Here is a 25643-nt window from a genome sequence, read left to right as displayed (position 1 = left end):
TTGAGATGAGGAAAGAAGCGAAGATAAAAGATTCTATAAAAGGCTTTCATTGGTGGCTGGGGGCTTTGCTGTTGTTATTGTCCGCCTGTGTCACGGATTACGAGCCGAAGGGCTTGGAGCAGGTACGGGATTTGTTGGTCGTGGATGGTATCATCACGAATGGCGAGACTACGATAAAGCTCCGAAGAAGCGTGGGCCTGACCGACGATTTCACGGAGGATGAGTTCGTGAATAACGCCAAGGTGGTGGTGGAGCGTGAGGATGGAGCTGTTTTCACTTGCGCTAATTCTTCCGGGAAGGGAGAGTATAAGGTGGATATGGGAGAGCTGGACCCGGGTAGCCGGTACCGGCTACATATCTCGCTGGATGGGCTGGAGTATGAGTCGGACTATCTGGGACCGGAGATAACGCCTCCGATCGACTCTCTCTCCTTGCTGAAGAAGGGGCCGGGAGAGGAGGTCCGTCTCTGTGTGTCTACGCATAATGCCCCGGATCGATCCTCTTATTTCCGCTGGATGTATAAGGAGAATTGGGAGGTGAAGGCGGAGATCTTCATGGCTGCCGAGAAAATGGGTAATACGGTCGTAATATATGATTTACTTACATCGAATAATTGGTATTATTGCTGGGGGAAGGACAGCTCGAAGGTGATCTCCCTAGGCAGTTCCGATAGGCTGACGCAGAACGTGATCGCTAACAAAAGTATCGCCTCGTATCATCCCAGCGATCGCCGTTTCTCGATGTTGTATCATGCGGAGGTGGAACAATATGCGTTGCACCGGGAGGCTTACGACTACTATTTTAATTTGCAGAAGAACATAGAGGAGTCTGGTAGCTTGTTTGCCCCTATTTCTTCCGAGATGAAAGGGAATATCCGCTGCGTGACGGACCCGGAGGTTCCGGTGATCGGTTTCGTGGAAGTAGCGACAGTGACTCGCCTCAAGCGTTTCTTTCCGGAGATAGAGAAGGTATATGAGGCCGAGGTTACGGGCTGCGCAAGCACGATCGTACAGGGATCGGAATATGATAATAATCCGGATTATGGATATGTTTCCTATAATCCGATGAATGCGGCGAGTAATACGTATGCGCTGAAACGTTGTATGGATTGCGGCCGTTTTGGTTCGAAACAGAAGCCCTCTTGGTGGCCTACCAGTCATTTATAATTTAGTTGCTATGGAGAAGTCTATGATAAAACAATGTATCTTGTCGCTCCTCTGCCTCTTATGGGCGGGGCAAACGGTTCTCGCAGGGGAATTGCGAGAGCGGGTTTATCTGCAAACGGATAAGCAATTTTATCTGTCGGGCGAGCTTGTATGGATGAAATTCATTGCCACGGATTTGGACCAACGGTTGTCCGACGTGAGCAAGGTCGGGTATGTGGAGCTTCTGGATAGCGCCTCGGCGGTCGTGCAAGCCCGACTCGTGCTGGAGAAGGGGGTAGGGAATGGTTGCCTGCAATTGCCGTCTACCTTGCCGACCGGAAACTATCGGCTGGTGGCCTATACCCGTTATATGCGGAACGAGGGGGAGGAGGTCTTCTTTGAGAAGCCGCTGACGGTGGTGAACACCTTCGTGACGAATGAGGCCCTGCTGACGGATACTTTATTGCCCGCTTACTCTTTTACGAGGCGAGAGGGCCCGGTTTCCGTATCGCCGGACCGTATGACCTATGATACCCGTTCAGGGGGGGAGATCCGGATAAACGGCCTGCCCCCGGATCTACAGACCCTATCGGTCTCTATCGCCGGGATTGACTTGTATAAACCTTCCGCCCGGAGCGGTATCGTTGATTGGAAACAAAGCATGCCTACTACGGGATCATCGCCTGCCGATCGTAAATTCTTGGCGGAATACGAGGGGCCGATCCTGACGGGGAAAGTGATCGATCTGTCTACGGGCGAACCTTCGTCTAAGGAGGCGGTGAGGCCTTTATTGGGCTTTTCCGGGGGGGAGATCCGCCTTTTCGGGGGGCAACTGGGCGCTGCCGGGGAGGTGACTTTCTTTACGAAACACATATCCGGGACGCACGAGATCGTGACGGTGGCTTTATCCCCTTCCTCCTCTCGCTACCGGGTGGACATCGAATCTCCTTACGCTACGCATCCGGAGAAGGAACTTCCCGCCTTGAGATTGAATCCCGCTTGGCAAGATGAGTTGGTGAAGCGGAGCGTGGGGCTACAGGTGTTGCATGCTTACCGGTCTGATTCCTTGGTTCGGGAAAAAGCGGAGAAGCCTTGGTTCCAGTGGCAACCGGATTGGAGTTATCTTTTGGATGAGTACACCCGTTTCACGACGATGGAGGAAGTCGTGATCGAGTTTATCCCCGGCCTCCGCTTCCGTAAGATGGATGGGGTTCGCCGGTTGGCGGTCCTGACCGAGGAGCGGATCGGGTATACGATCGGTAACTCATTGGTTTTATTGGATGGTATCCCTATCACCGATCACGAGATCATTTTTAAGTACGATCCCCTAAAAATCCGGAAGATCGATGTGTATAAAGGTAAGTACGTATTCGGTGGGCAGATATTCGACGGTATCGCCTCCTTCTCCTCTTATGAGCATAATTACCCGGGTCTGGTAGTCGATAACTCCACCCAGTTCTTTGATTATGAGGGCACGCAAGCCCAGCGCATCTTCTATATGCCCGCTTACCGGACAGAGGCCGAGAAGCGATCTCCTGTTCCGGATTTCCGCCATACCTTACTTTGGCGACCCGATATCCGGACAGCCGGCGAGTCCTCTATATCCATCCCCTTTACCACCTCCGACCTGACCGGTGATTTCACCATCACCATCGAAGGCCTGACCCAAACCGGCGAGGCCCTCTACGCGACGGAACAATTTCAGGTAAAATAGCGTGCGATATGGATTATTCTATTTATCTTTGTAACCTTACTATGGGAAATTAAATCGGATTGAAGATTATGGGAACATTGGAATTGAAATTATCATTGATACAACGGCTCAGTCTCATAAATGATGATGATTTGTTACATCGTATCAAGAGCTTGATTGATAGGATGGAGGAAAGGCAAGCCCTTCGCTTCTCGCCGGAAGTAAAGGTTGCCATAAAGCATGCGCGAGAAGATATCTCGGAGGGGCGTTTTATTGAAGATGAAGGACTGGATAGATATATGGAGCGATGGGTAAACGAAAGTTGATTTGGTCTCAATCAGCTTTGAATGATATGACCGAAATTTTTGACTATTATAATAAACGTAATAAGAGTAAAACGTACAGCACTAAATTATTAGGAGAGTTTAGGGCGATAATGCGTTTAATCCTTGTCTTCTCCTCGTATGGGGATCAAGACAGAGGATGAGAATATCCGTTATGTGCTATCTGGTAACTATGCCTTATTTTATGAAATCAAGTCTTGTACAATAGAGGTCTTGATTGTTTGGGATTGCAGACAAAGTCCCGGGCGGTTGGAGATGTGCATCCGTCAACGTCGTTGATATGAAATAAAAACAATTCAAGATATCCTCATTCTCATCTTAAATCCGTACTTTTGGCGAAAAATCAGATTTGAAGATGAGAAGTTTCGCTAGTGACAACAATTCCGGCGTGCATCCCCGGGTAATGGATGCGATCATCAAGGCAAATGATAATCATGCGGTTGGATATGGTGATGATCCTTGGACAGAGGCCGCTACGAGTAAGATACAAGAAGTGTTCGGCAAGGATGCTTCTCCTTTTTTCGTGTTTAACGGGACGGGGGCGAACTCCGTGGCCCTGCAAGCCGTAACCCGTCCGTTTAATAGCATCCTGTGCGCCGAGACCGCCCATATCAACGTAGACGAATGTGGAGCCCCCGCACGGATGACCGGTTGCGCCATCGTCACGATCCCTACGACGGACGGTAAGCTGACACCGGAATTGATCCGTCCCCATCTGAAGAACTTCGGGGTTTGCCACCATTCGCAACCCAAGGCCGTTTATATCTCCCAAGTATCGGAATTAGGTACGATCTATACGATAGAGGAAGTGAAAGCGATCGCCGATCTCTTACATTCGTACGATATGTATCTGCATATGGACGGAGCCCGCTTGGCGAACGCCTGCGCTTACCTGAATTGCACGATGCGCCAAGTGACCGTAGACGCAGGCGTGGATATCTTGAGCTTCGGAGGCACGAAAAACGGTATGATGATGGGAGAGGCCGTGGTCTCGTTCCGCCCGGAGATCACGGAGAACCTGCGATTTTACCGGAAGCAATCCGCTCAGCTAGCCTCGAAGCTACGTTATCTCTCCGCCCAGTTCATCCCTTATCTGGAAAATAACCTCTGGTTGGAGAACGCCATGAAAGCGAATATCAGTGCCGCCAAGCTAGCGGACGTGCTACGACAATACCCGGAGATTCATTTTACGCAGAAGATCGAGTCCAACCAGCTCTTCTTCACGATCCCTGCCGAGGCGTTGAGGAAGTTGCAAGATAAATATTTCTTCTATATGTGGAACGAGGAGATCAACGAGGCCCGTCTCGTTACCTCTTGGGATACTTCCGGCGAGGATATCGCTGAGTTCGAGCAGTCATTGAAAGAGATATTCGGTTAAGGTATAGATATAAAATGAATATAAACATTAGATCGAATCCTATGAGGAAATGGTTTATTTGGGCGATCGTTATGATCGGATGTTTGCCCATAAATAAGGCATTGGCACAGCAAAGCGGCGATGCCGAGCGGAATACGTTGCGTATCATGAGCTATAATATCCGCAACGGAAGGGGCATGGATGAGGTGACGGACCTCGGGCGTATAGCGGAGGCTATACGTAAGGTAGCCCCCGATGTAGTCGCCGTACAGGAGGTAGATAGCGTGACCGGAAGAAGCGGCGGGATCGACGTGCTCCGGACACTGGGAGAACGCACCCTGATGTTCCCTACCTACGCCCCGGCCATCGACTTTGATGGCGGTAAATACGGAGTAGGTATGCTGAGCAAGGAGAAGCCGGTGAGCTACCGCTATATCGCCCTTCCCGGACGGGAGGAGGAACGGGTCTTGCTATGGGTCGAGTTTGAGAGATATATCTTCTGCTGCACGCACCTTTCCTTGACGCCGGAAGACCGGATGCTCTCCTTGCCGATCCTTCGGCGGGAAGCCGCTTTCGCGCATAAACCCCTGTTTATCGCCGGGGATTGGAACGCTACGGCGCATTCCCCCTTTATCACGGAAATCAGCAAGGATTTTCTACTGTTGAGCAATCCTAAACAGGCTACCTTCCCGGCTTCCACGCCGGATAGCTGTTTGGACTATATAGCGGGCTATGTAAAGAATGGACAGCCCTTTACCCGTTTGTCCGCATGGGTTCCCGAAGAGGCGGTGGCATCGGATCATCGCCCGGTCGTAACGGAGGTTCGTCTGAAGGCTAAGCCGGAAGAGATCTTTTATGCGGCACCCTATCTGCAAAATCCTACGGAGGGCGGCATAACGGTGATGTGGCAGACCCATGTCCCTACGTATAGTTGGGTAGAATACGGTACGGACACGCTGAATTTGAAGAAGGCCCGCACCATCGTGGACGGTCAAGTGATATGCAACGGCTTGCATAATAAGATCCGGCTGACGGACCTACGACCGGGGCAAACCTATTACTACCGGGTATGCTCGCAGGAAATCATGCTTTACCAAGCCTATAAGAAAGAGTTTGGCGAGACGGCGGTATCCCCGTTCTACACCTTCACGCTCCCTTCCGCATCCCAAAAGGATTTCACGGCCTTGATCTTTAACGACCTGCATAAGCATATCCCGACCCTAGACGCCTTATACGGGCAAGTGCGTGATATCCCTTATGATTTCGTGGTATTTAACGGGGATTGTATAGACGATCCCGCCAATGAGAAAGAAGCTTTGTATCATTTGGCTTATTTATGCGGGAAGGTGGGCGCCAGTCATGTACCCGCTTTCTTCCTTAGAGGCAACCACGAGATACGCAACGCTTACTCGATCGGCCTGCGTGCCTTGTTTGACTATGTGGGCGATAAGACGTATGGGGCGTTCAACTGGGGAGATACCCGTTTCGTCATGCTGGATTGCGGCGAGGATAAACCGGATAGCACATGGGTGTATTATGGCCTGAACGATTTCACCGGTCTCCGGAAAGATCAAGTGAATTTCCTCTCGAAAGAATTGAGCGGCAAGGAGTTTAAGCAAGCCTCGAAGCGGGTTTTATTGAACCATATCCCTATCTACGGAAACGGGGATGCCTATGAGCCTTGTCCGGAGCTTTGGGGAAGCCTGTTGGCGAAAGCCCCTTTCAACGTGAATATATCCGCCCATACGCATCAATACGCCTTCCACCCGAAAGACTCGTTGGGAAACAACTTCCCGGTGATCGTAGGCGGGGGTTATAAGCTCGATTCGGCTACGGTGATGGTATTGCGGAAGAAAGGAGACGAGATGAGTCTGCGAGTGTTGAACGCAAAAGGGGAGACCTTATTAGACTTGAAACTATAAGAGACAGGATGAATACGGATTTGATTTACGGGATCGATGACCGTCCGCCTTTGAAAGAGACGCTTTTTGCCGCCATCCAGCATCTGCTGGCTATTTTCGTGGCGATCATAACACCTCCCTTGATTATCGCCGGGGCGCTGAAACTGGATCTGGAGACGACCGGTTTCTTGGTTTCCATGGCCCTATTCGCCTCCGGGGTATCCACATTCGTTCAATGTCGTAAATTAGGACCGGTCGGGGCGGGGCTGCTATGTATCCAAGGAACCAGCTTCTCGTTTATCGGCCCGATTATCACGGCTGGTTTGGCGGGAGGGCTTCCCCTTATTTTCGGCGTTTGTATCGCCGCCTCTCCGGTAGAGATGATCGTGAGCCGTACTTTTAAGTATCTGCGCTCGGTGATTACTCCCTTGGTATCGGGTATCGTGGTGTTGCTCATCGGCTTGAGCTTGATCAAGGTAGGAGTGGTCGCTTGCGGTGGTGGGTATACGGCTATGGATAACGGTACGTTCGGTAGTTTGCGTAATATCGGGGTAGCTGTGTGCGTCTTGTTGAGTGTCTTGTTCTTCAATCGTTGTAAGAACAAGTACTTGCGGATGAGTTCCATCGTGCTAGGGTTGTGTATCGGTTACGCGATCGCTTTCGCCATGGGGATGGTGGATATGGAGGCTGTCTCCTTGCAAAACCTGAGAGGGTTTAATATCCCGGTTCCTTTCAAATATGGATTGGATTTTAATATCTCTTCATTCGTGGCGATCGCATTGATCTATCTGATCACGGCGATCGAGGCTACGGGGGATATTACGGCCAACTCGATGATATCGGGGAAATCGATCGTGGGAGAAGGCTACCTGAGGCGAGTCTCCGGTGGGGTGTTGGCGGATGGGGTGAACTCGTTTATCTCCGGAATTTTCAACTCTTTCCCGAACTCTATCTTCGCCCAAAATAACGGGATTATCCAGCTGACGGGAGTCGCCAGCCGGTACGTAGGGTATTATATAGCGGGTATGCTGATCCTGTTGGGTTTATTCCCGGTTGTCGGCGTTATCTTCTCCTTGATGCCCGATCCGGTGCTGGGAGGGGCTACCCTGCTGATGTTCGGTACGGTGGCGGCAGCAGGTATCCGTATTATCGCCGCCCAAGATATCAACCGGAAGGCCACGTTGGTGTTGGCGGTTAGTTTGTCCTTGGGGTTGGGGGTGGAGCTGATGCCGGATATTCTAGGGGCCGCTCCTCAAGTGATCCGTGGCATTTTCTCCTCCGGCATAACGACGGGTGGCTTGACGGCCATTCTGGCGAATTTATTTATACGTGTAAAAGAAGATCAAACAGAATAACAAATTATGGAATTATTGAAGCAACGCATCTTGCAAGACGGCCGCTGTTATCCCGGCGGTATCCTTAAAGTGGATAGTTTTATCAACCATCAAATGGACCCGATGTTGATGTATAAGATCGCCGAGGAATTTATCCGTCGTTTTCAAGATCGTAAGATAAACAAGATCGTGACCATCGAGGCGAGCGGTATCGCCCCGGCCATTATGGTGGGTTATATCATGCAGTTGCCGGTGGTCTTCGTAAAGAAGAAGAAACCGAAGACGATGGAGAACATGCTCTCTACCGTGGTCCATTCCTTCACGAAGGATCGTGACTATACGGTATGTATCAGCAATAACTTCTTAACCCCGGAGGATCATATCCTGTTTATCGATGATTTCTTGGCTTACGGAAACGCCGCCATGGGAATGGTCGAGTTGGCGGAGCAATCGGGAGCCGTGATTGAGGGTATGGGTTTTATTATAGAGAAGGCGTTTCAAGATGGCGGGAATCTGCTGCGTGAAAAGGGCATACGTGTGGAGAGCCTCGCCATTATCGATAATCTGGATGATTGTAAGATAACGGTTCGTTAATAGAAAAGATATGGATGAGAGAATAAAAGAAAAGTTGATTAACCGTGCGAAGACGAATCCTTATGTGAATTTTCTGGGGATCGACTTCACGGTTATCGAGGAAGGTCGTGTGGAGGCGCATATGCCCTTGCATGACGAGCAGAGACAATATAGCGGCGTGACGCATGGGGGTGTCTTGGCTGCTTTGGCGGATACGATCGCCGGTTTCGCCGCCTATACGATGACCCCGCTGGAGAAAGACGTGCTGACGGCAGAGTTGAAAATGTCTTTCTTACGGGCCGCTTGGGGTAATGAGCTGATCGCCAAGGGTACCGTGATCAAGGCGGGACGGAATATACATTTTTGTGAGTGCGAGATTTATTGCGACGATAAGTTGGTGAGCAAATCTTCCGGCACCTTTTGTGTGGTCCATCCCCAAGTATAGAAAAGATGTTACTTATTTATCAATATCATGAAGACTTCAAATGTAAAAAGAATCCTTTGCGGCTGCCTGTTGTTCGCCGCTACGTGGCCGGCATTCAGCCAGCCTGCCACGAATCCCCGCCTGATCATCCGTGCGGATGACATGGGGTCGTTCCGTTCCGCCAATATAGCGTGTATGGAAGGGTATAAGAATGGGGTGGAGACCTGTATAGAGGTTATGGTTGTCACCTCGTGGTTCCCCGAGGCCGCCCGACTGTTGAGGGAGAACCCGGGGATAGATGTCGGGCTTCACCTGACGCTGACCAGCGAATGGGATAACGTGAAATGGCGTCCGCTGACGCATTGTCCCAGCTTGACCGATAGCAATGGCTATTTCTTGCCGATGATGTCTCCGAATCCCGCCTACCCGGGTCTGGCCATTCTGGAGAATACATGGAGCTTGGCCGAGATCGAGCAGGAGGCCCGGGCCCAGATAGAGATGGCCTTGAAGAACATTCCCCAGATCAGCCATATCTCCGGCCATATGGGATCGACCGGTTTCGATCCGGAGGTGGTGAAGCTGATGCGCCGCTTGTCCGAGGAATATCATCTGCCGGTCGTGGATCGGGTAGAGGCGATGCAGGAATACGATTTCACCTATTCCGGGTATGATGGAGCCTCCAAGACCCCGGCCGAGAAGGAGGCCAGTTTCATCCGGATGTTGGATAAGCTGGAACCCGGTAAACGCTATATGTTCTTGGATCACCCGGCCTTGGATAACGAGGAGATGAAAACCGTCGGGCATATCGGCTACGAGAACGTGGCGATGGACCGTCAAGGCGTGACCGATCTTTTTACCAGTCCGAAGGTGAAGCAAGCCTTGAAGGATAAGAACATAGACTTGATCAGCTATAACGACCTGACCAAGGAACTCCCTCGTGCGGAAGCCTCGAAAGCCTTGGATAAGGCGTTTGGCAATTATCTGCGGGCGGTGAAAAAGGCGGATCAAGACTTGCATAGTATCATGATCCTCCAGCATGGAAAGGTCGTAAAGGAGCAATGGCTGGGTGAGGGCGACCGCCATACGCCGCACGTCTTGAACTCCGTTAGCAAGACCTTTACGGCTACGGCTATCGGTTTCGCCGTCGCGGAGGGTAAATTGAAGGTCACGGACAAGGTGATCTCCTTCTTCCCCGACCAATTACCGGCCGAGGTAAGCCCTTGCTTGAAAGAGCTGGAGATACGTCACCTATTGACCATGTCCTCCGGCCATGATGTCGATCCCACCGCTTTAGTACGGCAGAAGGGGAACGAGAAGGCCGATTGGGCAAAGCTCTTCCTCTCGGCGCCGTTGGTACATAAACCGGGAACCTATTTCGTATACAACAGCCTCGGCACGTATATGCTTTCCGCTATCATCCAGAAGGTGACGGGGGAGAAGGTGATCAATTATCTCTATCCCCGTCTGTTCCGTCCGCTGGGTATCGTCGGCGCTACTTGGGAAGAGAGTCCCCAAGGCGTCAATTGCGGTGGTTGGGGTTTGTATCTCAAGACCGAGGATCTAGCGAAAATGGGTCAGTTTTTCCTGCAAAAGGGAAAATGGAACGATAAGCAATTGCTCCCCGAAAGCTGGATAGAGGAAGCCACCACCTCCAAGATAGCCTCTTTGCCCGCCGGTATGAGACCGGAGAACTTGAAGATGAAGCCGAAAGATAGCGACTGGTTACAAGGCTACGGTTACCAGATGTGGCGTTGCCGCCATAACGCCGTTCGTGCCGATGGAGCCAATGGACAATACATTATTATATTGCCCGAGCAAGATGCGGTAATCGCCATGACCGCGAATATCGGCGATATGCAGGCCGAGATCAACTTGATATGGAAATATATCTTGCCTGCCTTGAGATAGGAACTGTAGGCCCTACGTCCGGGAAACCAATAAGAGGCCCCGGACGTAAGCCTATGTGACTTGTTGGGCGTAAGCGAATGGTTTACGGTATGTAAGTCAATGGATTACGGGAAAAACTCAATGATTCCCACCCCGTAAACCATTGGGTTACAAAAAAAGAAAAGCCTTCTGGTCTATGACCAGAAGGCTTTTTTAGTTGCGGAGGCAAGACTCGAACTTACGACCTTTGGGTTATGAGCCCAACGAGCTACCACTGCTCCACTCCGCGATATAGTTGCTATCATTTCTTGATTGCGAGTGCAAAGGTAGGGATATTTTCTTACAAAACAAATTTATTGCAAGTTTTTTTTAATATACTTGGTAGATACGATCTTTTTTAAGTACTTTGCGCACAGTTTTAATCAAAATGTGCAATACAATGCCGATGACAGTTTCTAAAACACGTGACATGTTGGTGGATGTGGCCAGACAATTGTTTGCCCGCATGGGGGTTGATAACACAACGATGAACGATATTGCACAGGCATCTCGTAAGGGGAGACGTACGCTTTATACGTATTTCAAAAGCAAGAACGAGATCTATTTGGCGGTAGTGGAGTCGGAGCTGGACCAGCTTCATAAGATGCTGGTGGACGTGGCCAGTAAGGATCTGCCGGCGGACGAGAAGCTGCTGACGTTTATCTATAGCCGCTTGGACGCTGTAAAGGCGTTGGTGTTTCGGAACGGTACGTTGCGGGCTACCTTCTTCCGTGATATATGGCGGGTGGAGAAGGTACGTAAGAGCTTCGACCTTCGGGAAGTGGAGATCATAAAGGGAATATTGGACGATGGCGTGAAGGAGGGTATATTCAGCATGCCGGACACGGACATTACCGCCCTCGTGCTCCATCATGCCTTGAAAGGGCTGGAGGTGCCCTATATCCGGGGGATCATGGGTGATAATATCAGCCAGCGGATTAAACGTAGAGACAATGTGATGAATTTAATATTCAACGGAATAAAGATTAAGTAAATCAAAGACACTAAGGAATGTTTATTAATGCGACAGGGTTTTATGTGCCTGAAGAACGGGTAGATAACCAACATTTTCTTGAATTGAGCGGGTTGACAAGTGAGTGGATTGAGCAACGGACGGGAATTCATACCCGCTCGAAAGCGAAAGAGGGGGAGAATATCAATACCATGAGCCTTGAGGCCGTGAAGGACGCTCTTCCCAAATTGCCTTACGATATCACGGAGGTAGACTTGATCGTCTCCGCTTCGTATTCTCCTTATGATACGGTTGCGACGGCCGCGCATACGGTTCAACATGAGTATACTATCGCTGACGCGAAAGCTTTATATCTATCCTCGGCTTGTTCTTCTTTCTTGAACGCCTTGGAGGTTGTGGAGGGATATTTCGCCATGGGGAAGGCTTCCAAGGCTTTGGTGCTTTCCGCTGATAAGAACTCCGCTTATTATAATGAGACAGACCCGAAGGCGGGCCATTTATGGGGTGATGCCGCTGCCGCTTTCTTTATCTCCAAGGAGCGGATCGGTGAGGGCGACGCTGAGATCGTAGAGGTCTACACGCAAGGTCTCGGCCATTTGTCGAAAGCGATGGAGGCGGTTCACTTGCGTCCTCGTGACGGCGGTATCTTGATGCCGGAGGGGCGTGACGTATTTATCCAAGCTTGTACCTATATGCCTAAGAATGTCCTTCATTTGTTGGAGAAGAACGGTTATACGCTGGATAACCTTACTTATTTCATCGGCCATCAGGCGAATATGCGTATCATGGCGAATATCGCCAAGCAATTGAACTTGCCGGACGAGAAATTTTTGCACAATATCGAGGAGCTGGGAAATACGGGTTCCGTAAGCTCGGCCTTGGTATATGCCCAGAACGATAAGAATTTCAAGAAAGACGACTTGATCGCTATCACGGTATTCGGCGGTGGCTATTCGACGGGAGCTTGCTTGATTAAACATTGATATTAAAAAATTTGAGTAATATGAAACTATTAGAAGGTAAAGTGGCTGTCGTAACGGGTGCCGCTCGTGGTATTGGTAAGGCTATCGCCTTGAAGTTCGCCCAAGAGGGCGCTAACATCGCTTTCACGGATCTAGTGATCGATGAGAATGGCTTGGCTACACAGGCCGAGATCGAGGCCTTGGGCGTGAAGGCGAAAGGATACGCTTCTAACGCCGCTAACTTTGAAGAGACTCATAACGTGGTGGCCGAGATCGTGAAGGATTTCGGACGTATCGATATCTTGGTGAACAACGCCGGTATCACGAAAGACGGCTTGATGATGCGTATGAGCGAGGGACAATGGGACGCTGTGTTGAACGTGAACTTGAAGTCCGCTTTCAACTTTATCCATGCTTGTACCCCGGTCATGATGAAGCAACGTGCGGGTAGCATTATCAATATGTCTTCTGTCGTAGGTGTTCATGGCAACGCCGGACAAGCGAACTACTCCGCTTCCAAGGCCGGTATGATCGGCTTGGCTAAGTCTGTCGCTCAGGAGTTGGGTTCTCGTGGCATCCGTGCGAACGCTATCGCCCCGGGATTCATCATCACGGATATGACCGCTCAGCTGTCTGACGAGGTACGTGCCGAGTGGTGCAAGAAGATTCCTTTGCGCCGTGGTGGAACGGTCGAGGATGTGGCTAATATCGCTACCTTCTTGGCTTCGGATATGTCTTCTTATGTATCCGGACAGGTTATTCAGGTTGACGGCGGTATGAACATGTAATATGGAGGTTATTTACGAGGATAATCATATTATAGCGGTAGATAAGACCTGCCGTGAGATCGTGCAAGGCGACAAGACGGGGGATAAGCCTCTCTCGGAGATGCTGAAGGTATGGCTGAAGGAGAAGTATTGCAAGCCCGGGAATGTCTTTGTCGGTGTCACGCACCGTCTGGATCGTCCGGTGAGCGGGGTCGTGATTTTCGCCAAGACGAGCAAGGCCCTCTCTCGCTTGAACGAGATGTTTCGTGTCGGTGAGGTGCGCAAGACGTATTGGGCGATCGTCAAGAACCGTCCCCCGCAGGATGAGGGTGAGTTGGTGGATTGGCTGGTGCGGAACGAGAAGCAAAATAAGAGTTACGCTTACGATACCGAGCGGCCGAATGCCAAGAAAGCCATCCTGCGTTATAAATTGATCGCCCATTCGGATAATTATTATCTGTTGGAGATCGATTTGAAGACGGGGCGGCACCATCAGATCCGCTGTCAGTTGGCGAAGATGGGATGTCCGATCAAGGGAGATCTGAAATATGGTTTCGATCGTTCCAATAAGGATGGAGGCATTAGCTTGCACGCACGTAGTGCGGAGTTTATCCATCCGGTTTCAAAAGAGAACGTGCGAATTGTCGCTCCCGTACCGGACGATAATTTGTGGAAAGCGTTGTCGGTTGATCAATAAGATAATAGATGAAGATCTGGTATCTGTGAAATCCTTTCGGATGGAAAAAGCATTTCATTCGAAGGGATTTTTATTTTTAAGTGTAGACTTTCCCGGCTGGTTGTGGATTTATTCCCCAGTTGGATATGCCCTAATTTTAGTATAAATGTTAACATAAACGCTATACGGTTTGTTATTAAGTGAAGTAACGTTAATTATCGATGTCCTCGAGAAAAATGGAATGATTCTTTCTTTCTTAAATGACAAATGTGACATAAGTAATTTATATAGGTAGAATGAGCAAGAAAAGATTGGCAAAAGTACAGGTTATCTTGATAGCCCTTGTAGTAGCGATGACGGGTTGCCACCATAAGGAAGAGCAGCAATTGCCCATCGTGATCGTAGACAAACCCTCAAAAGAAGACGTGCAGATTTATGGTGAGTACGTGGGACGTATCCGTGCCGCCAGCTTTGTCGAGGTACATGCCCGTGTGGAGGGATTCCTAGAGAAAATGTTGTTTGAGGAAGGTAAACGGGTGAAGCAGAATGAGCCCCTGTTTATGATTAATCCCGATAAATATCGTGCTAGGGTAGAGAAGGCGAAAGCCCAACTGAAGAAAAGCCAAGCCCAAGCGGCCAAGGCCCGGCGTGATGTGGAACGCCTGAAACCGTTGTACGAGCAACACGCCGCCAGCCAGCTGGATTTGGATAACGCCACGGCCGCTCTGGAAGACGCCGAGGCGAATATCGCCATGAGCAAGGCGGATCTGGATCAAGCGGAGATGGAGTTGAGCTATACGGTAGTGACCTCGCCGCTGTCCGGGTATATCAGTGAGCGTTTCGTGGATGTGGGCGCTTTGGTGGGCCCGGGTGTCAATTCGAAATTGGCGGCTGTCGTGAAGAGCGACACGGTATTGGTCGATTTTAAGATGACCGCCTTGGATTACCTGCGTGCCGAGCGTCGTAACGTGAAGTTTGGCGAGCGGGATACGACCCGTTCGTGGCAGCCTACCGTGACGGTTACCTTAGCGGACGACTCTGAATACCCGGTAAAAGGTATCGTGGACTTCGCCGATCCGCTGGTGGACCCGAAGACCGGTACGTTTGGCGTTCGTGCGGAACTATCCAACCCGAACCAGAAATTATTGCCCGGACAGTTCACGAAAGTGAAGCTCCTGCTGGATGTCCGAGAGCGTTCGATCGTCGTTCCCCGGAAAGCGCTCTCGATTGAGAAAGGAGGTGCGTTCATCTATATCATCCGTAGGGACGATATCGCCGAGAAGCGTTTCGTGCAGACCGGCCCGGAGATCGGCAACAAGGTCGTGATCGAACGAGGCTTGGGCGAGAACGAGCGAGTAGTGGTAGAGGGTTATCATAAATTGGTACCGGGCGTGAAGGTACATGCGGTAGAGGCCGGCGACGAGAAGGCTATCCAAGCGCTTAGAGAGGAGGAAGAACAATGAAACCGGGATTCTTTATAGACCGTCCTGTCTTTTCGACCGTCTTATCGATCCTGATCGTGATTGTCGGAATCATCGGACTGGCATTGTTGCCTGTGGACCAGTATCCGCAGATTACGCCCCCCGTGGTGAAGATCAGCGCCACGTATCCGGGAGCGAGCGCCCTGACAGTGTCTCAAGCGGTCGCTACCCCAATCGAGCAGGAGCTGAACGGTACGCCCGGCATGATTTATATGCAAAGTAGTAGCTCGAACTCGGGTAGCTTGAATATTACGGTGACCTTCGATGTATCCGCCGATGCGGACTTGGCGGCTGTCGAGATCCAGAACCGTGTGAAACTGGCCGAGAGTCGTTTGCCCGCCGAGGTGATCCAGAATGGTATCACGATCGAGAAGCAGGCACCCAGCCAGCTGATGACCTTGAGCTTGATGTCCGACGATCCGAAGTTCGACGAGATTTATCTGAGTAACTTCGCCACGATCAACGTGTTGGACGTATTGCGCCGTATCCCGGGCGTAGGCCGTGTATCGAATATCGGTAGCCGTTATTACGGTATGCAGATCTGGGTATATCCGGATCGGTTGGCTAATATGGGATTGACGGTAAAGGACTTGCAGGATGCCTTGAAAGACCAGAACCGGGAATCGGCGGCGGGCGAGCTGGGTAAGCAACCTGTGCTGGACGTGGATGTCACCTTGCCTATCACGGCCCCGGGACGTTTGTCCACCGTGAAGGAGTTTGAGGATATCGTGGTGCGGGCGAACCCGGATGGCTCGATCGTCCGGATGAGCGACGTGGCCCGGGTATCGCTGGAGGCTTCCTCGTATTCTACGGAGAGTGGGATCAACGGGAAGAACGCCGCTATCTTGGGTATCTATATGTTGCCGGGAGCGAACGCTCTGGAGGTCGCCACGAAGGTGAAAGAGGCGATGAAGGATATCAGCAAGAACTTCCCGGAGGGCTTGGAGTATAATTTCCCGTTCGATATGACGGAGTATATCTCCCAATCCGTGCATGAGGTGTATAAGACCTTGTTCGAGGCCCTCTTCTTGGTCGTTCTCGTGGTGTTCCTCTCGTTGCAGAATTGGCGTGCGGCCTTGATCCCGACGATCGCTGTCCCGATCTCCTTGATCGGAACGTTCGGTTTTATGTTGATCTTCGGCTTCTCGTTGAATATGCTTACCTTGCTGGGATTGATCTTGGCGATCGGTATCGTGGTGGACGACGCTATCGTGGTGGTGGAGAACGTGGAGCGTATCATGGCCGAGGAGCGTGTGACCGCCCGTGAGGCTACGCATAAGGCGATGCGGGAATTATCCGGCGCCTTGATCGCTACCTCCATGGTATTGGCCGCCGTGTTCGTGCCGGTGAGTTTCTTGGGAGGTATCACGGGGCAGTTGTACCGTCAGTTCTCCGTCACGATCGTGGTTTCCGTGTTGCTGTCCACGGTAGTGGCCTTGACGTTGAGCCCGGCGATGTGCGCCATCATCTTGCGTCCGTCTCATAAGAAGAAAGCGTTTATTTTCCGTAAGATCAATCTGTGGTTGGCGAAAGGAAATAAGAAATATACGAAGTTGTTGCGTATCTCCATCGCTAATCCCCGCCGTATCTTGGCAGGGTTTGGGATGGTACTGGTGGCTATCTTCGTCTTGAACCGGGTGTTGCCTACCAGCTTTATCCCGGAGGAGGATCAAGGGTTCTTCACTGTAGAGCTGGAGATGCCCGAGGGTACTACCTTGGAGCGTACACGTGCCGTGACAGACCGTGCGATCGAGTTCCTCGACCATCATCCGGCCGTGGCCTACGTGCAGAACGTAACCGGTAGCAGTCCCCGTGTCGGTACGAACCAAGGGCGTGCCACGCTGACGGTGATCCTGAAACCGTGGGAAGAGCGTAAATCCTCCGGCATGAAGGTAGAGGACGTGATGGCCGATGCCCGCCGGGAATTCTATTATTACCCCGAGGCTAAGTCGTACGTGAACCGTCCGCCGGTAATCCCGGGCTTGGGCGAGAGCGGTGGCTTGGAGATGCAGTTGGAGGCTAGGGGAGACGCTAGCTGGGATAATCTGGTAAGCGCCACGGATACCTTCCTGTATTACGCCTCGCAGGCGCCGGAGCTTCAAGGCGTATCTTCCGCCATGCAGAGCGAGATCCCGCAGTTGTATTTCGACGTGGATCGTGACCGGGCGAAGTTCCTCGGCATCCCTTTGTCCGATATCTTCTCGACCATGAAAGCTTATCTGGGCTCTGTGTACGTGAACGACTTCAATATGTTCAACCGTATTTACCGTGTATATATCCAAGCGGAGGCGCCTTACCGGGCTACCCGGGATAATCTGGACTTGTTCTTCGTGCGCAGCAAGGACGGGGCGATGGTTCCCTTGACCGCCTTGGGCACGACCCAATATACGACTGGCCCGGGAACGATCAAGCGTTTCAATATGTTCACCACGGCCTTGATCAACGCTGTAGCCGCCCCGGGATATAGTACGGGCGAGGCGATGGCGGCGATGGAACGGATCGCTAGGGAGCATCTGCCCGAGAATATCGGTCTGGAGTGGAGCGGTCTTTCCTATCAGGAGAAACAGGCCGGCGGGCAGACGGGATTTGTCTTGGCGTTGGTATTCTTGTTTGTCTTCTTGTTCTTGGCGGCTCAGTATGAGAGCTGGATCGTGCCGATCGCCGTATTGCTTTCCTTGCCGGTCGCCACGTTGGGTGCCTACTTGGGTATCTGGGTGACGGGGTTGGAGAACGATATCTATTTCCAGATCGGTCTGGTAACCCTGATCGGTTTGGCGGCGAAGAACGCTATCTTGATCGTCGAGTTCGCCAAGGTACAGGTGGATAACGGGGTAGATGTGGTGAAAGCCGCTATCCATGCCGCCCAGATGCGTTTCCGCCCGATCTTGATGACCTCGTTGGCTTTCGTGTTGGGTATGCTTCCGATGGTGTTGGCTAGCGGGCCGGGCTCAGCTTCCCGCCATAGTATCGGTACGGGCGTGTTCTTCGGTATGCTGGTGGCGATTACGGTAGGTATCGTGTTGGTTCCCTTCTTCTTCGTCTTGATCTATAAGATAAAGGGAAAGATGCGGATGGAACGTATCGCTCAAAAGAAAGAAGTGGTAACCTCTATTTTAAAGAGACACAAAAACGGAAAATTATGATGACAAAGAATTTCTATATAGCCGCTTTCGTCGTTTCTATGCTGGCGTTCTCTTCCTGCAAGATCGGAAAGCGGTACGCACGTCCGGAGTTGAACCTGCCGGACCGGATCGAGGCTTATACGGATACGACCGATACGGCGTCCGTGGAGAATATCCCTTGGGAGAGCCTTTACGCCGATGAGACCTTGAAAGATTTGATCAAAAAGGCTCTGGATAATAATAAGGATATGAAGATCGCCGCCGCCAAGGTGAAGGAGATGATCGCCGCCAAACGGATCTCTTTCGCGAATATGCTGCCGGAGGTGGGTGCGAATATCTATGCGCAAAAGGAACGCTTGAACTATGGAGGGGATGATCCGAAGCCCGATCCGGAGTTTGGGGCGAAGTTGACTTTGTCTTGGGAATTGGATTTATGGGGTAACCTCCGCTGGGCGAACGAGGCTACCATCGCTTCCTATATGCAGACCGTGGAGGGGCAGCGTGCCTTGCGATTGACCATCATCGCCGAGGTAGCCGCCAATTATTATCAACTTTGCGCCTTGGACCAAGAGTTGTCGATCGTACAACAAACCTTGGACGCACGTCGTGAGGGTGTCCGCTTGGCGAAGCTTCGCTATGAGGGCGGACTTACTTCCGAGACGGCTTACAACCAAGCCCAAGTGGAGTTGGCCCGTACCGAGACCTTGATCCCCTCGCTGGAGCGTCAGATCAAGATCAAGGAAAGCGACCTCAGCATGTTGTTGGGCGAGTATACGGATGATATCCCCCGTGGTCTTTCCTTGAGCGACCAGCACTTGCCGGATGCCTTACCGATCGGCTTACCGTCTTCTTTGCTGGAGCGCCGACCGGACATGCGTCAAGCGGAGTTTAAGCTTCGGGCGGCGAACGCTCAGGTAGGTGTGGCGCAAACGGACTTATTCCCGAAGATCCGTTTGACAAGTAATTACGGTTTCGAGAGCGATGAGTTAAGCAGCATCTTGAAGAGTCCGGCTGGTTTTATCGCCGGAAGCCTGTTGCAGCCGATCTTCGCCATGGGGAAGAACAAGGCGAAAGTGAAAGCGGCGAAGGCTCGTTACGAGCAAGAGGTCTATAGTTACGAGAAGAGCGTATTAGGCGCTTTCAAGGAGGTGAACAACGCTATCGTGACCGTCCGCAAGGTGAAGGAGATCCGTGCTTCCCGCATGAATCTGGAAGCCTCCGCCAGTAAATATCTGGAACTCGCCCAATTGCAATACATCAACGGTGTCATCAGCTACATGGACGTATTGGATGCCCAGCGTGGTTTGCTGGACGCCCAGATCGGTTTGAACAATGCCGTGCTGGATGAGTTGCTGTCGGTGGTATACCTGTATAAGGCTTTAGGGGGAGGGTTTTGATAGCGCATCCTCCTCATAGAGGAAACTATCTCAATGGAATATGCCCCGTAAATCAATGGAATCTATTTCGTATTCCACTGATTTACGGGGCATATTTTACTTGTTTTATAATTATGTATCAAGTAAAATATCAACCTCTTGCCTTAATAAAGGCAGATGGTTGACAACGATACTCCAAAGAATATCAACAGATAGACTGTCATAACCATGTATAATGTAGTTTCGGGCATCTACTATCTTTCGGGAATTGGTGATCGCTATTGTCGGAGACGTTTTTAATATCCGGTTCATGGCCTCTCCGATAATCTCGATATTTCTTTCTATTGCCCGTCTAAGACGTAAGGGCTCACCCGATAAACCTGGGGGATTAAGCATACAGCTTTGTAAGTCTGAAAAGAAAGAATTTTATATCCGTTACTCCTCTTAAAGCAGCTCTAAACGCCTTAATTTTAGCATTAAAAGACTCTGCAAATGCATTAGTTGCCCTGTTTACAAAGAAGTTCAAGACTTCATCATAGTGCTCGTAAAGTGTGGCGGCAATAACATTGAAACTCTTAAAGCCAGAGTCGTCCACTTTGTTGTACCATCGTGCAAGCGAGAGTCTTGCTGCATCTTTGACGGTATTCTTGGAAAATATCATTCTTAGGGAATGTGTAAGCGAATAGGCTTCTTTAAGATCAGGATACGTTTCAAAGAGCACCTCAGCTCTTTGTCTCTGACTTTCCGTCCATTTGTCGGCAGATTTAAAAAGCAGATATCTGCTGCGAGCCAACAACTGCTTGTGGGTATCACCATTTGCAAGCACAATTGGAGTGTATGCTTCGCCCAGGCATTTGGCTTCTTCCCTGGCATCCGTGTCTGCTTGAATGGCATCCCATCTATGCGCGATACGCATCTCCTGCAAGGCATCACATGCAAGTTTCTGTATATGAAAGCGGTCTATGGTACGCATTGCATTCGGGAAACAGCGTCTGGCTATAAGTCGCATGGAATTCGACATATCCATTGTTATCTCCTTAACCAACAGTCTCTTGTCCTCGTCAATGCGCATAAGTGCTTCCGTGACAGCATCTGCCGCCACACCCTTTACAATAGCAATGATGGTACCTTTACCTCCACGTGAAGATCTGTTGCTTACTATAGTGTACAGCTCACCGTTGCTTGGAGCCGTTTCGTCAATGCAGATGCTTTCACCAATGTTCTCTGGAAAGACAAGCCAGTCTTCTGCATGTGAGAGTTCTGACCATTCACGATAGCCGCTGAGCACTTCCTTGTATTGCTTTTCAAACGTATCCCCGTTTATGTGATAATAGCGGTCAAGCGAACGGGAGGTCGTAGGAATCGTCTCCATACACTCCTTTTAAAAAAGCCGCAAACTCCTTGGAGTAGCGGGTTTCTTCAGCCTTCAGGTCGTAAGAGTCGGAGAAGTATCGGTTATTCTGCTTGTCATACCATTTGCGTCTTCTGACAATTAGGTCAACACCTTTATCGCGGATTGGAAAGTCACGTATAGTTACGGCTTCACAGAACCCTTTGGATTCAATCTCTGGGTTCTCTTTATATTCAGCCTTAACCGATTCATCAAGATAGATGCGGATAAGGGATGCCTCTTCTTCTACACGTACTACTTCAAAATTTGAAAGTATCTCTGATGGCAGAATCAACTGTGCCAATGCTAATAGTCCTTGATTGTTCATGGTACAAAGGTGCAAATTTTCTATAGAATTAAAGAATTTTCCCCCTGATTTATCGGGTGAGCCGACGTAAGTCTTTGCAGAAGTTTTCAAATAGCTTGGGCTGATCATCGAAAAAACTTTCGATCTCGTCAATCGCCGTAGCTATATCTTGTAAATGCTTTTTGATGAAGTTATCCATAGATTAACATCTTTGTGGTATCAATATTTTCCTTGAGATAAGGATTATGGATCGCTTGTTCTTCCAGCAAGTCTACTTCTCTTTCGAAAAGACTCTCCAAGGCATATTTCAAGTCAAAGAAATTAGAGAAGTAATCATCTACGTTGGTCTTGTCAAAATCGACTACCAGATCTATGTCGCTTTGCTCATTAAAGCGATTGGTAAGGACAGAGCCGAAAGCAAATAGCTTTTTTACTTTATGTCGTTTACATAAAGCGATGATCGCTGGAAGATAATTGCCGGGAAAGTTCATGCCTATATATCCTTTTATTAATCTGTTCAACGCTCCAAATATAATGAAAAATCTCATTACTCTACCTATTAAGAGCAAATTCTATCAAGATATGGGTCTGGATATGTTTTGGGTGCGGTTTCTCTTTCCCGTGGTATGCGCCGTTTATTTCGTCTTACCATCGTTGAGAGTCCGTAACTTATTCCTGCTTTGTTATTGCTGACAAGTACGGTTATCACTTACTTGGCTGCTCGTGGAATCGGGCATTTTCCGGATCACTGGAAAAAACGTGCTTGCTTGGTGATGAGCTTGATTCTACGGAGCCATCTTGCGATACGGTTTATGCAGACCGTAAAGAAAGAGTTGAACTTGGCGATGATGGATACCTACTCGCCAACCTCGTGGACGAGATTTTCGACCTCACGGTCTTCAATAACGACGAGATCGCCTTCACGTGGCGGATAAATACCCCCGAACTTGTCGAGGCCTATCAAGAAGGACACCTCAAAGGCAAGTTAAAGGAGATCGCCGCGGGTATGCACGAGGAGGACAACCCCGTGATCATGGTGGCGAAGTATAAGCGATAATGAGAAAATTCTCATTATCTTTGCGCTCATATAATAATCAGAGATAGAAAATGCCATTAAATTTACAAAAGAACTTACCGGCTATCGAGCTGCTGAAGAAGGAACATATCTTTGTGATGGATTCCTTGCGTGCGTCGGAGCAGGATATCCGCCCCCTTCGGGTAGTCGTATTGAATTTGATGCCCCTTAAGATAACGACCGAGACGGACTTGGTTCGCCTCCTCAGTAATACACCCCTGCAAGTGGAACTTGATTTTATGAAGATCAAGGGACATACGCCGAAGAATACGCCCATCGAGCATATGCAGGAATTTTATAAGGATTTCGATGAGATGGCGGATGATTTCTACGACGGGATGATCGTGACGGGCGCTCCCGTGGAGCAGATGCCTTTCGAGGAAGTTAGTTATTGGGAGGAGATCACGCAGATATTCGATTGGGCCCGTACGCATGTTACCTCCACGCTCTATATCTGCTGGGCGGCGCAAGCGGGGCTATACCATTTCTATGGGGTGCCTAAATATGATTTGCCGGCCAAGATGTTCGGAGTCTTCCGTCATTCGCTCCGGGAACCGTTTGTTCCGATCTTCCGGGGGTTCGATGACGAGTTCTTCGTGCCTCATAGCCGTCATACCGAGATTCGCCGGGAGGATATCATGAAGGTGCCCGAGCTCACCTTATTGTCCGAGAGCGAGGAATCCGGCGTCTATATGGCGATGGCTCGTGGCGGACGGGAATTCTTCATCACCGGTCATTCCGAGTATTCGCCCTATACGCTGAATGATGAGTATATGCGTGATTTGGGGAAGGGATTGCCCATCAACAAGCCTCGTAATTATTACCGGAATAACGATCCGGCGCAAGGCCCGGTGGTACGTTGGCGGGGGCACGCGAACCTGCTGTTCACCAATTGGCTGAACTATTACGTATACCAAGAGACCCCGTTCCGCCGGGAAGATATTAAAAAACTAGGAAGCTTGTAAATGAGAAAAGAACCCCGTTCGATAGAACTGTTATCTCCCGCTAAGGATCTGATTTGCGGTAGGGAGGCGATTAACCATGGCGCCGATGCCGTGTATATCGGTGCCCCGAAGTTCGGAGCCCGTGCCGCCGCCGGTAATACGCTGGACGATATACGGCAGCTTTGCGATTACGCCCATCTCTATTCGGCTCGTATTTACGTGGCCTTGAACACTATCTTGAAAGAAGAGGAGCTGGCAGAGGCCGAGCAAATGATCTGGCAACTTTACGAGGCCGGGGCGGATGCCTTGATCGTTCAAGACATGGGTATCACCCAGTTGAACCTTCCGCCTATCCCCTTGCACGCCAGTACGCAAACGGATAACCGTACGCCGGAGAAGGTGAGATTCCTGCAAGAGGTAGGTTTCACGCAAGTCGTATTGGCGAGGGAGCTATCGCTGAACCAGATACGGGAGATCGCCGAGCGAACGACCGTGCCTCTGGAGGTCTTCGTGCACGGGGCGCTGTGCGTAAGCTATAGCGGCCAGTGTTACCTGAGCGCCGCCTTGAGCGGACGAAGCGCCAACCGGGGGGAATGCGCCCAGTATTGCCGCCTGCCTTATAGCTTGATCGACGCGGACGGGAAGGAGATCGTATCGGGTAAGCATCTCTTATCCTTGAAGGACATGAACCGGGGCGAATACTTGGAGGAGTTGTTGGATGCCGGTGTCTCTTCCTTGAAGATCGAGGGTCGTTTGAAGGATGTATCTTACGTGAAGAACGTAACGGCTTGGTACCGGAAGAAACTGGACGCTATCTTGGCCCGTCGGCCGGAATACCGTCGTGCCTCGGCCGGGCATAGCACTTACACGTTCGAACCTGTGGCGGAGAAAAGCTTCAACCGGGGTTTCACGCCTTTCTTATGGAAGGAGCGTACGAAGGATATCACCAGCTTTGATACGCCTAAGTCCTTGGGGGAGCCGGTGGGTACGGTGAAAGAACTGAAAGGAAACTCTTTCACGATCGCCGGACTGAAACAATTGAATAATGGCGACGGGCTTACCTTCTTCAACGAGAAAGGGGAGTTGGAGGGCTTCCGAGTAAACCGTGTGGAGGCGAACCGGATCTTTACGCTGGATCGCCCGGCGATCCGTCCGAAGATGCCTTTGTACCGGAATTTCGATCAAGAGTTTGATAAACTGCTATCCAAGCCATCCGCCGAGCGGAAGCTCTCTGTCCGGATGGAATTTCAAGATAACGCTTTTGGCTTCACGTTAAGTATGACAGACGAGACAGGAGCCCGTATCATGCTTACCCAGCCGTTCGAGAAAGAACCGGCCCGGCGGGATCAGGCGGAGAATATCCGTACCCAGCTCTCTAAGTTGGGAAATACGCCTTTTGAGGCGGTGGAGGTCACCGTGGCGATGTCCGATAACTGGTTTGTCCCTTCTTCTTTATTGGCCGAGATGCGTAGGCAAGGGGTGGAGAGGCTTATCTCTACCCGGCGTATTCGTTACCGCAGGGAAGAGGCTCGTCCGGTAAAGCCGTGTGTAGGCGAGGCAACGGAAATCCCTTTCCCCGAGAAACGTCTGACTTATTTAGGGAATGTCTCCAATAGCAAGGCTGGTGCCTTTTATAAGGCACATGGCGTGACTGCCGTGGAAGACGCTTTCGAGTTGTCTCCCCGGAAGGATGTCCCTTTGATGTTCACGAAACATTGCCTGCGGTACAGTATGGGATGGTGCCCTACCTACCAGAAGCAGAAGTCTCCCTATAAAGAGCCTTACTTCCTGCGCTATAAGGAGACGCTCTTGCGTTTGCGCTTCGACTGCAAGAATTGCCAGATGTTGATCTATGCGGAGGAATAACCGGCTT

22 protein-coding genes, 1 tRNA gene and 2 pseudogenes are annotated in these 25643 nt (G+C 50.5%); 20 read left to right on the top strand and 5 right to left on the bottom strand.

Annotated features, from left to right (window positions below; genetic code table 11):
- Positions 1 to 5 precede the first annotated feature (5 nt).
- The 10 genes from ACYIA1_RS22600 to ACYIA1_RS22555 all read left to right on the top strand — a co-directional run bounded on the left by ACYIA1_RS22600 (position 6) and on the right by ACYIA1_RS22555 (position 10679).
- Complete coding sequence (locus ACYIA1_RS22600) at positions 6 to 1166, top strand: DUF4249 domain-containing protein (RefSeq protein WP_480336430.1); 1161 nt, start codon at positions 6 to 8, stop codon at positions 1164 to 1166.
- Positions 1167 to 1176: 10 nt separating this feature from the next.
- Positions 1177 to 2859 carry a hypothetical protein gene (locus tag ACYIA1_RS22595; RefSeq protein WP_122144637.1) on the top strand — a complete coding sequence of 561 codons (1683 nt, stop codon included), beginning with the start codon at positions 1177 to 1179 and terminating at the stop codon, positions 2857 to 2859.
- 68 nt (positions 2860 to 2927) lie between these two features.
- The gene (locus ACYIA1_RS22590; protein WP_005868073.1) at positions 2928 to 3164 is read left to right on the top strand and encodes a hypothetical protein; all 237 of its coding nucleotides are present in this window, start codon (positions 2928 to 2930) and stop codon (positions 3162 to 3164) included.
- Between the two features lie 138 nt (positions 3165 to 3302).
- On the top strand, positions 3303 to 3461 hold the full coding sequence (locus ACYIA1_RS22585; RefSeq protein WP_230327958.1) for a hypothetical protein: 159 nt from the start codon (positions 3303 to 3305) through the stop codon (positions 3459 to 3461).
- Positions 3462 to 3537: 76 nt separating this feature from the next.
- Positions 3538 to 4560, top strand: a complete 1023-nt coding sequence (locus ACYIA1_RS22580) for a threonine aldolase family protein (RefSeq protein ID WP_005868076.1) — start codon at positions 3538 to 3540, stop codon at positions 4558 to 4560.
- A gap of 14 nt (positions 4561 to 4574) precedes the next feature.
- Entirely contained in the window at positions 4575 to 6461 is a 1887-nt protein-coding gene (locus ACYIA1_RS22575; RefSeq protein ID WP_480336428.1) for an endonuclease/exonuclease/phosphatase family protein, read from the top strand.
- An 8-nt stretch (positions 6462 to 6469) separates the two neighbouring features.
- Positions 6470 to 7795 carry a nucleobase:cation symporter-2 family protein gene (locus ACYIA1_RS22570; protein WP_347144209.1) on the top strand — a complete coding sequence of 442 codons (1326 nt, stop codon included), beginning with the start codon at positions 6470 to 6472 and terminating at the stop codon, positions 7793 to 7795.
- Between the two features lie 6 nt (positions 7796 to 7801).
- Positions 7802 to 8368 carry a xanthine phosphoribosyltransferase gene (xpt, locus tag ACYIA1_RS22565; RefSeq protein ID WP_005855972.1) on the top strand — a complete coding sequence of 189 codons (567 nt, stop codon included), beginning with the start codon at positions 7802 to 7804 and terminating at the stop codon, positions 8366 to 8368.
- Between the two features lie 10 nt (positions 8369 to 8378).
- Positions 8379 to 8792 (top strand): PaaI family thioesterase, encoded by a 414-nt coding sequence (locus ACYIA1_RS22560; RefSeq protein WP_005855973.1) that lies wholly within the window; start codon positions 8379 to 8381, stop codon positions 8790 to 8792.
- Between the two features lie 27 nt (positions 8793 to 8819).
- The gene (locus ACYIA1_RS22555) at positions 8820 to 10679 is read left to right on the top strand and encodes a serine hydrolase domain-containing protein (RefSeq protein ID WP_158532790.1); all 1860 of its coding nucleotides are present in this window, start codon (positions 8820 to 8822) and stop codon (positions 10677 to 10679) included.
- A gap of 196 nt (positions 10680 to 10875) precedes the next feature.
- Here ACYIA1_RS22555 and ACYIA1_RS22550 read toward each other — a convergent pair.
- A tRNA-Met gene (locus ACYIA1_RS22550) sits at positions 10876 to 10947 on the bottom strand.
- Between the two features lie 150 nt (positions 10948 to 11097).
- Between ACYIA1_RS22550 and ACYIA1_RS22545 the strand changes: the two genes are divergently transcribed.
- The 7 genes from ACYIA1_RS22545 to ACYIA1_RS22515 all read left to right on the top strand — a co-directional run bounded on the left by ACYIA1_RS22545 (position 11098) and on the right by ACYIA1_RS22515 (position 20075).
- The gene (locus tag ACYIA1_RS22545; protein WP_005855975.1) at positions 11098 to 11691 is read left to right on the top strand and encodes a TetR/AcrR family transcriptional regulator; all 594 of its coding nucleotides are present in this window, start codon (positions 11098 to 11100) and stop codon (positions 11689 to 11691) included.
- Between the two features lie 17 nt (positions 11692 to 11708).
- On the top strand, positions 11709 to 12653 hold the full coding sequence (locus ACYIA1_RS22540) for a 3-oxoacyl-ACP synthase III family protein (protein ID WP_005868085.1): 945 nt from the start codon (positions 11709 to 11711) through the stop codon (positions 12651 to 12653).
- Between the two features lie 20 nt (positions 12654 to 12673).
- On the top strand, positions 12674 to 13420 hold the full coding sequence (gene fabG, locus ACYIA1_RS22535; protein WP_005855977.1) for a 3-oxoacyl-[acyl-carrier-protein] reductase: 747 nt from the start codon (positions 12674 to 12676) through the stop codon (positions 13418 to 13420).
- Between the two features lies 1 nt (position 13421).
- Positions 13422 to 14096 carry an RluA family pseudouridine synthase gene (locus ACYIA1_RS22530; protein WP_122144639.1) on the top strand — a complete coding sequence of 225 codons (675 nt, stop codon included), beginning with the start codon at positions 13422 to 13424 and terminating at the stop codon, positions 14094 to 14096.
- A 275-nt stretch (positions 14097 to 14371) separates the two neighbouring features.
- The gene (locus ACYIA1_RS22525) at positions 14372 to 15538 is read left to right on the top strand and encodes an efflux RND transporter periplasmic adaptor subunit (protein ID WP_008778262.1); all 1167 of its coding nucleotides are present in this window, start codon (positions 14372 to 14374) and stop codon (positions 15536 to 15538) included.
- A complete protein-coding gene (locus ACYIA1_RS22520) occupies positions 15535 to 18699 on the top strand; it encodes an efflux RND transporter permease subunit (protein WP_480336423.1) in 3165 nt (1054 codons plus the stop codon). Before ACYIA1_RS22525 ends, ACYIA1_RS22520 begins: the two co-directional genes overlap by 4 nt.
- Positions 18696 to 20075 carry an efflux transporter outer membrane subunit gene (locus ACYIA1_RS22515; RefSeq protein WP_008778263.1) on the top strand — a complete coding sequence of 460 codons (1380 nt, stop codon included), beginning with the start codon at positions 18696 to 18698 and terminating at the stop codon, positions 20073 to 20075. Before ACYIA1_RS22520 ends, ACYIA1_RS22515 begins: the two co-directional genes overlap by 4 nt.
- A 111-nt stretch (positions 20076 to 20186) precedes the next feature.
- On the opposite strand, the pseudogene ACYIA1_RS22510 reads toward ACYIA1_RS22515, so the two are convergent.
- From ACYIA1_RS22510 to ACYIA1_RS22495, 4 genes and pseudogenes are all read right to left on the bottom strand, one after another.
- A pseudogene (locus tag ACYIA1_RS22510) lies at positions 20187 to 20417 on the bottom strand (HepT-like ribonuclease domain-containing protein); the annotation flags it as partial.
- Between the two features lie 25 nt (positions 20418 to 20442).
- A complete protein-coding gene (locus ACYIA1_RS22505; RefSeq protein WP_016270043.1) occupies positions 20443 to 21426 on the bottom strand; it encodes an ISAon1 family transposase in 984 nt (327 codons plus the stop codon).
- Positions 21392 to 21772 carry an ISAon1 family transposase N-terminal region protein gene (locus ACYIA1_RS22500; RefSeq protein ID WP_016270338.1) on the bottom strand — a complete coding sequence of 127 codons (381 nt, stop codon included), beginning with the start codon at positions 21770 to 21772 and terminating at the stop codon, positions 21392 to 21394. Before ACYIA1_RS22500 ends, ACYIA1_RS22505 begins: the two co-directional genes overlap by 35 nt.
- A gap of 170 nt (positions 21773 to 21942) precedes the next feature.
- Positions 21943 to 22242 carry a nucleotidyltransferase family protein gene (locus ACYIA1_RS22495; protein ID WP_122144643.1) on the bottom strand — a complete coding sequence of 100 codons (300 nt, stop codon included), beginning with the start codon at positions 22240 to 22242 and terminating at the stop codon, positions 21943 to 21945.
- 398 nt (positions 22243 to 22640) lie between these two features.
- Here ACYIA1_RS22495 and ACYIA1_RS22490 point away from each other — a divergent pair.
- The 3 genes and pseudogenes from ACYIA1_RS22490 to ACYIA1_RS22480 form a co-directional block, all read left to right on the top strand.
- Positions 22641 to 22808, top strand: a pseudogene (locus ACYIA1_RS22490) (6-bladed beta-propeller); the annotation flags it as partial.
- A 50-nt stretch (positions 22809 to 22858) separates the two neighbouring features.
- Positions 22859 to 23791, top strand: coding sequence for a homoserine O-acetyltransferase MetA (metA, locus tag ACYIA1_RS22485; RefSeq protein ID WP_005855991.1), 933 nt, complete (start codon positions 22859 to 22861; stop codon positions 23789 to 23791).
- A complete protein-coding gene (locus ACYIA1_RS22480) occupies positions 23792 to 25636 on the top strand; it encodes a peptidase U32 family protein (RefSeq protein ID WP_227804951.1) in 1845 nt (614 codons plus the stop codon).
- The last annotated feature ends 7 nt before the right edge of the window (positions 25637 to 25643 follow it).

Source organism: Parabacteroides sp. KHUB-02 (genome assembly GCF_056640955.1).
The sequence above is the reverse complement of the archived record's forward strand: the minus strand, read 5'-3'. Positions and strand labels throughout refer to the sequence as shown.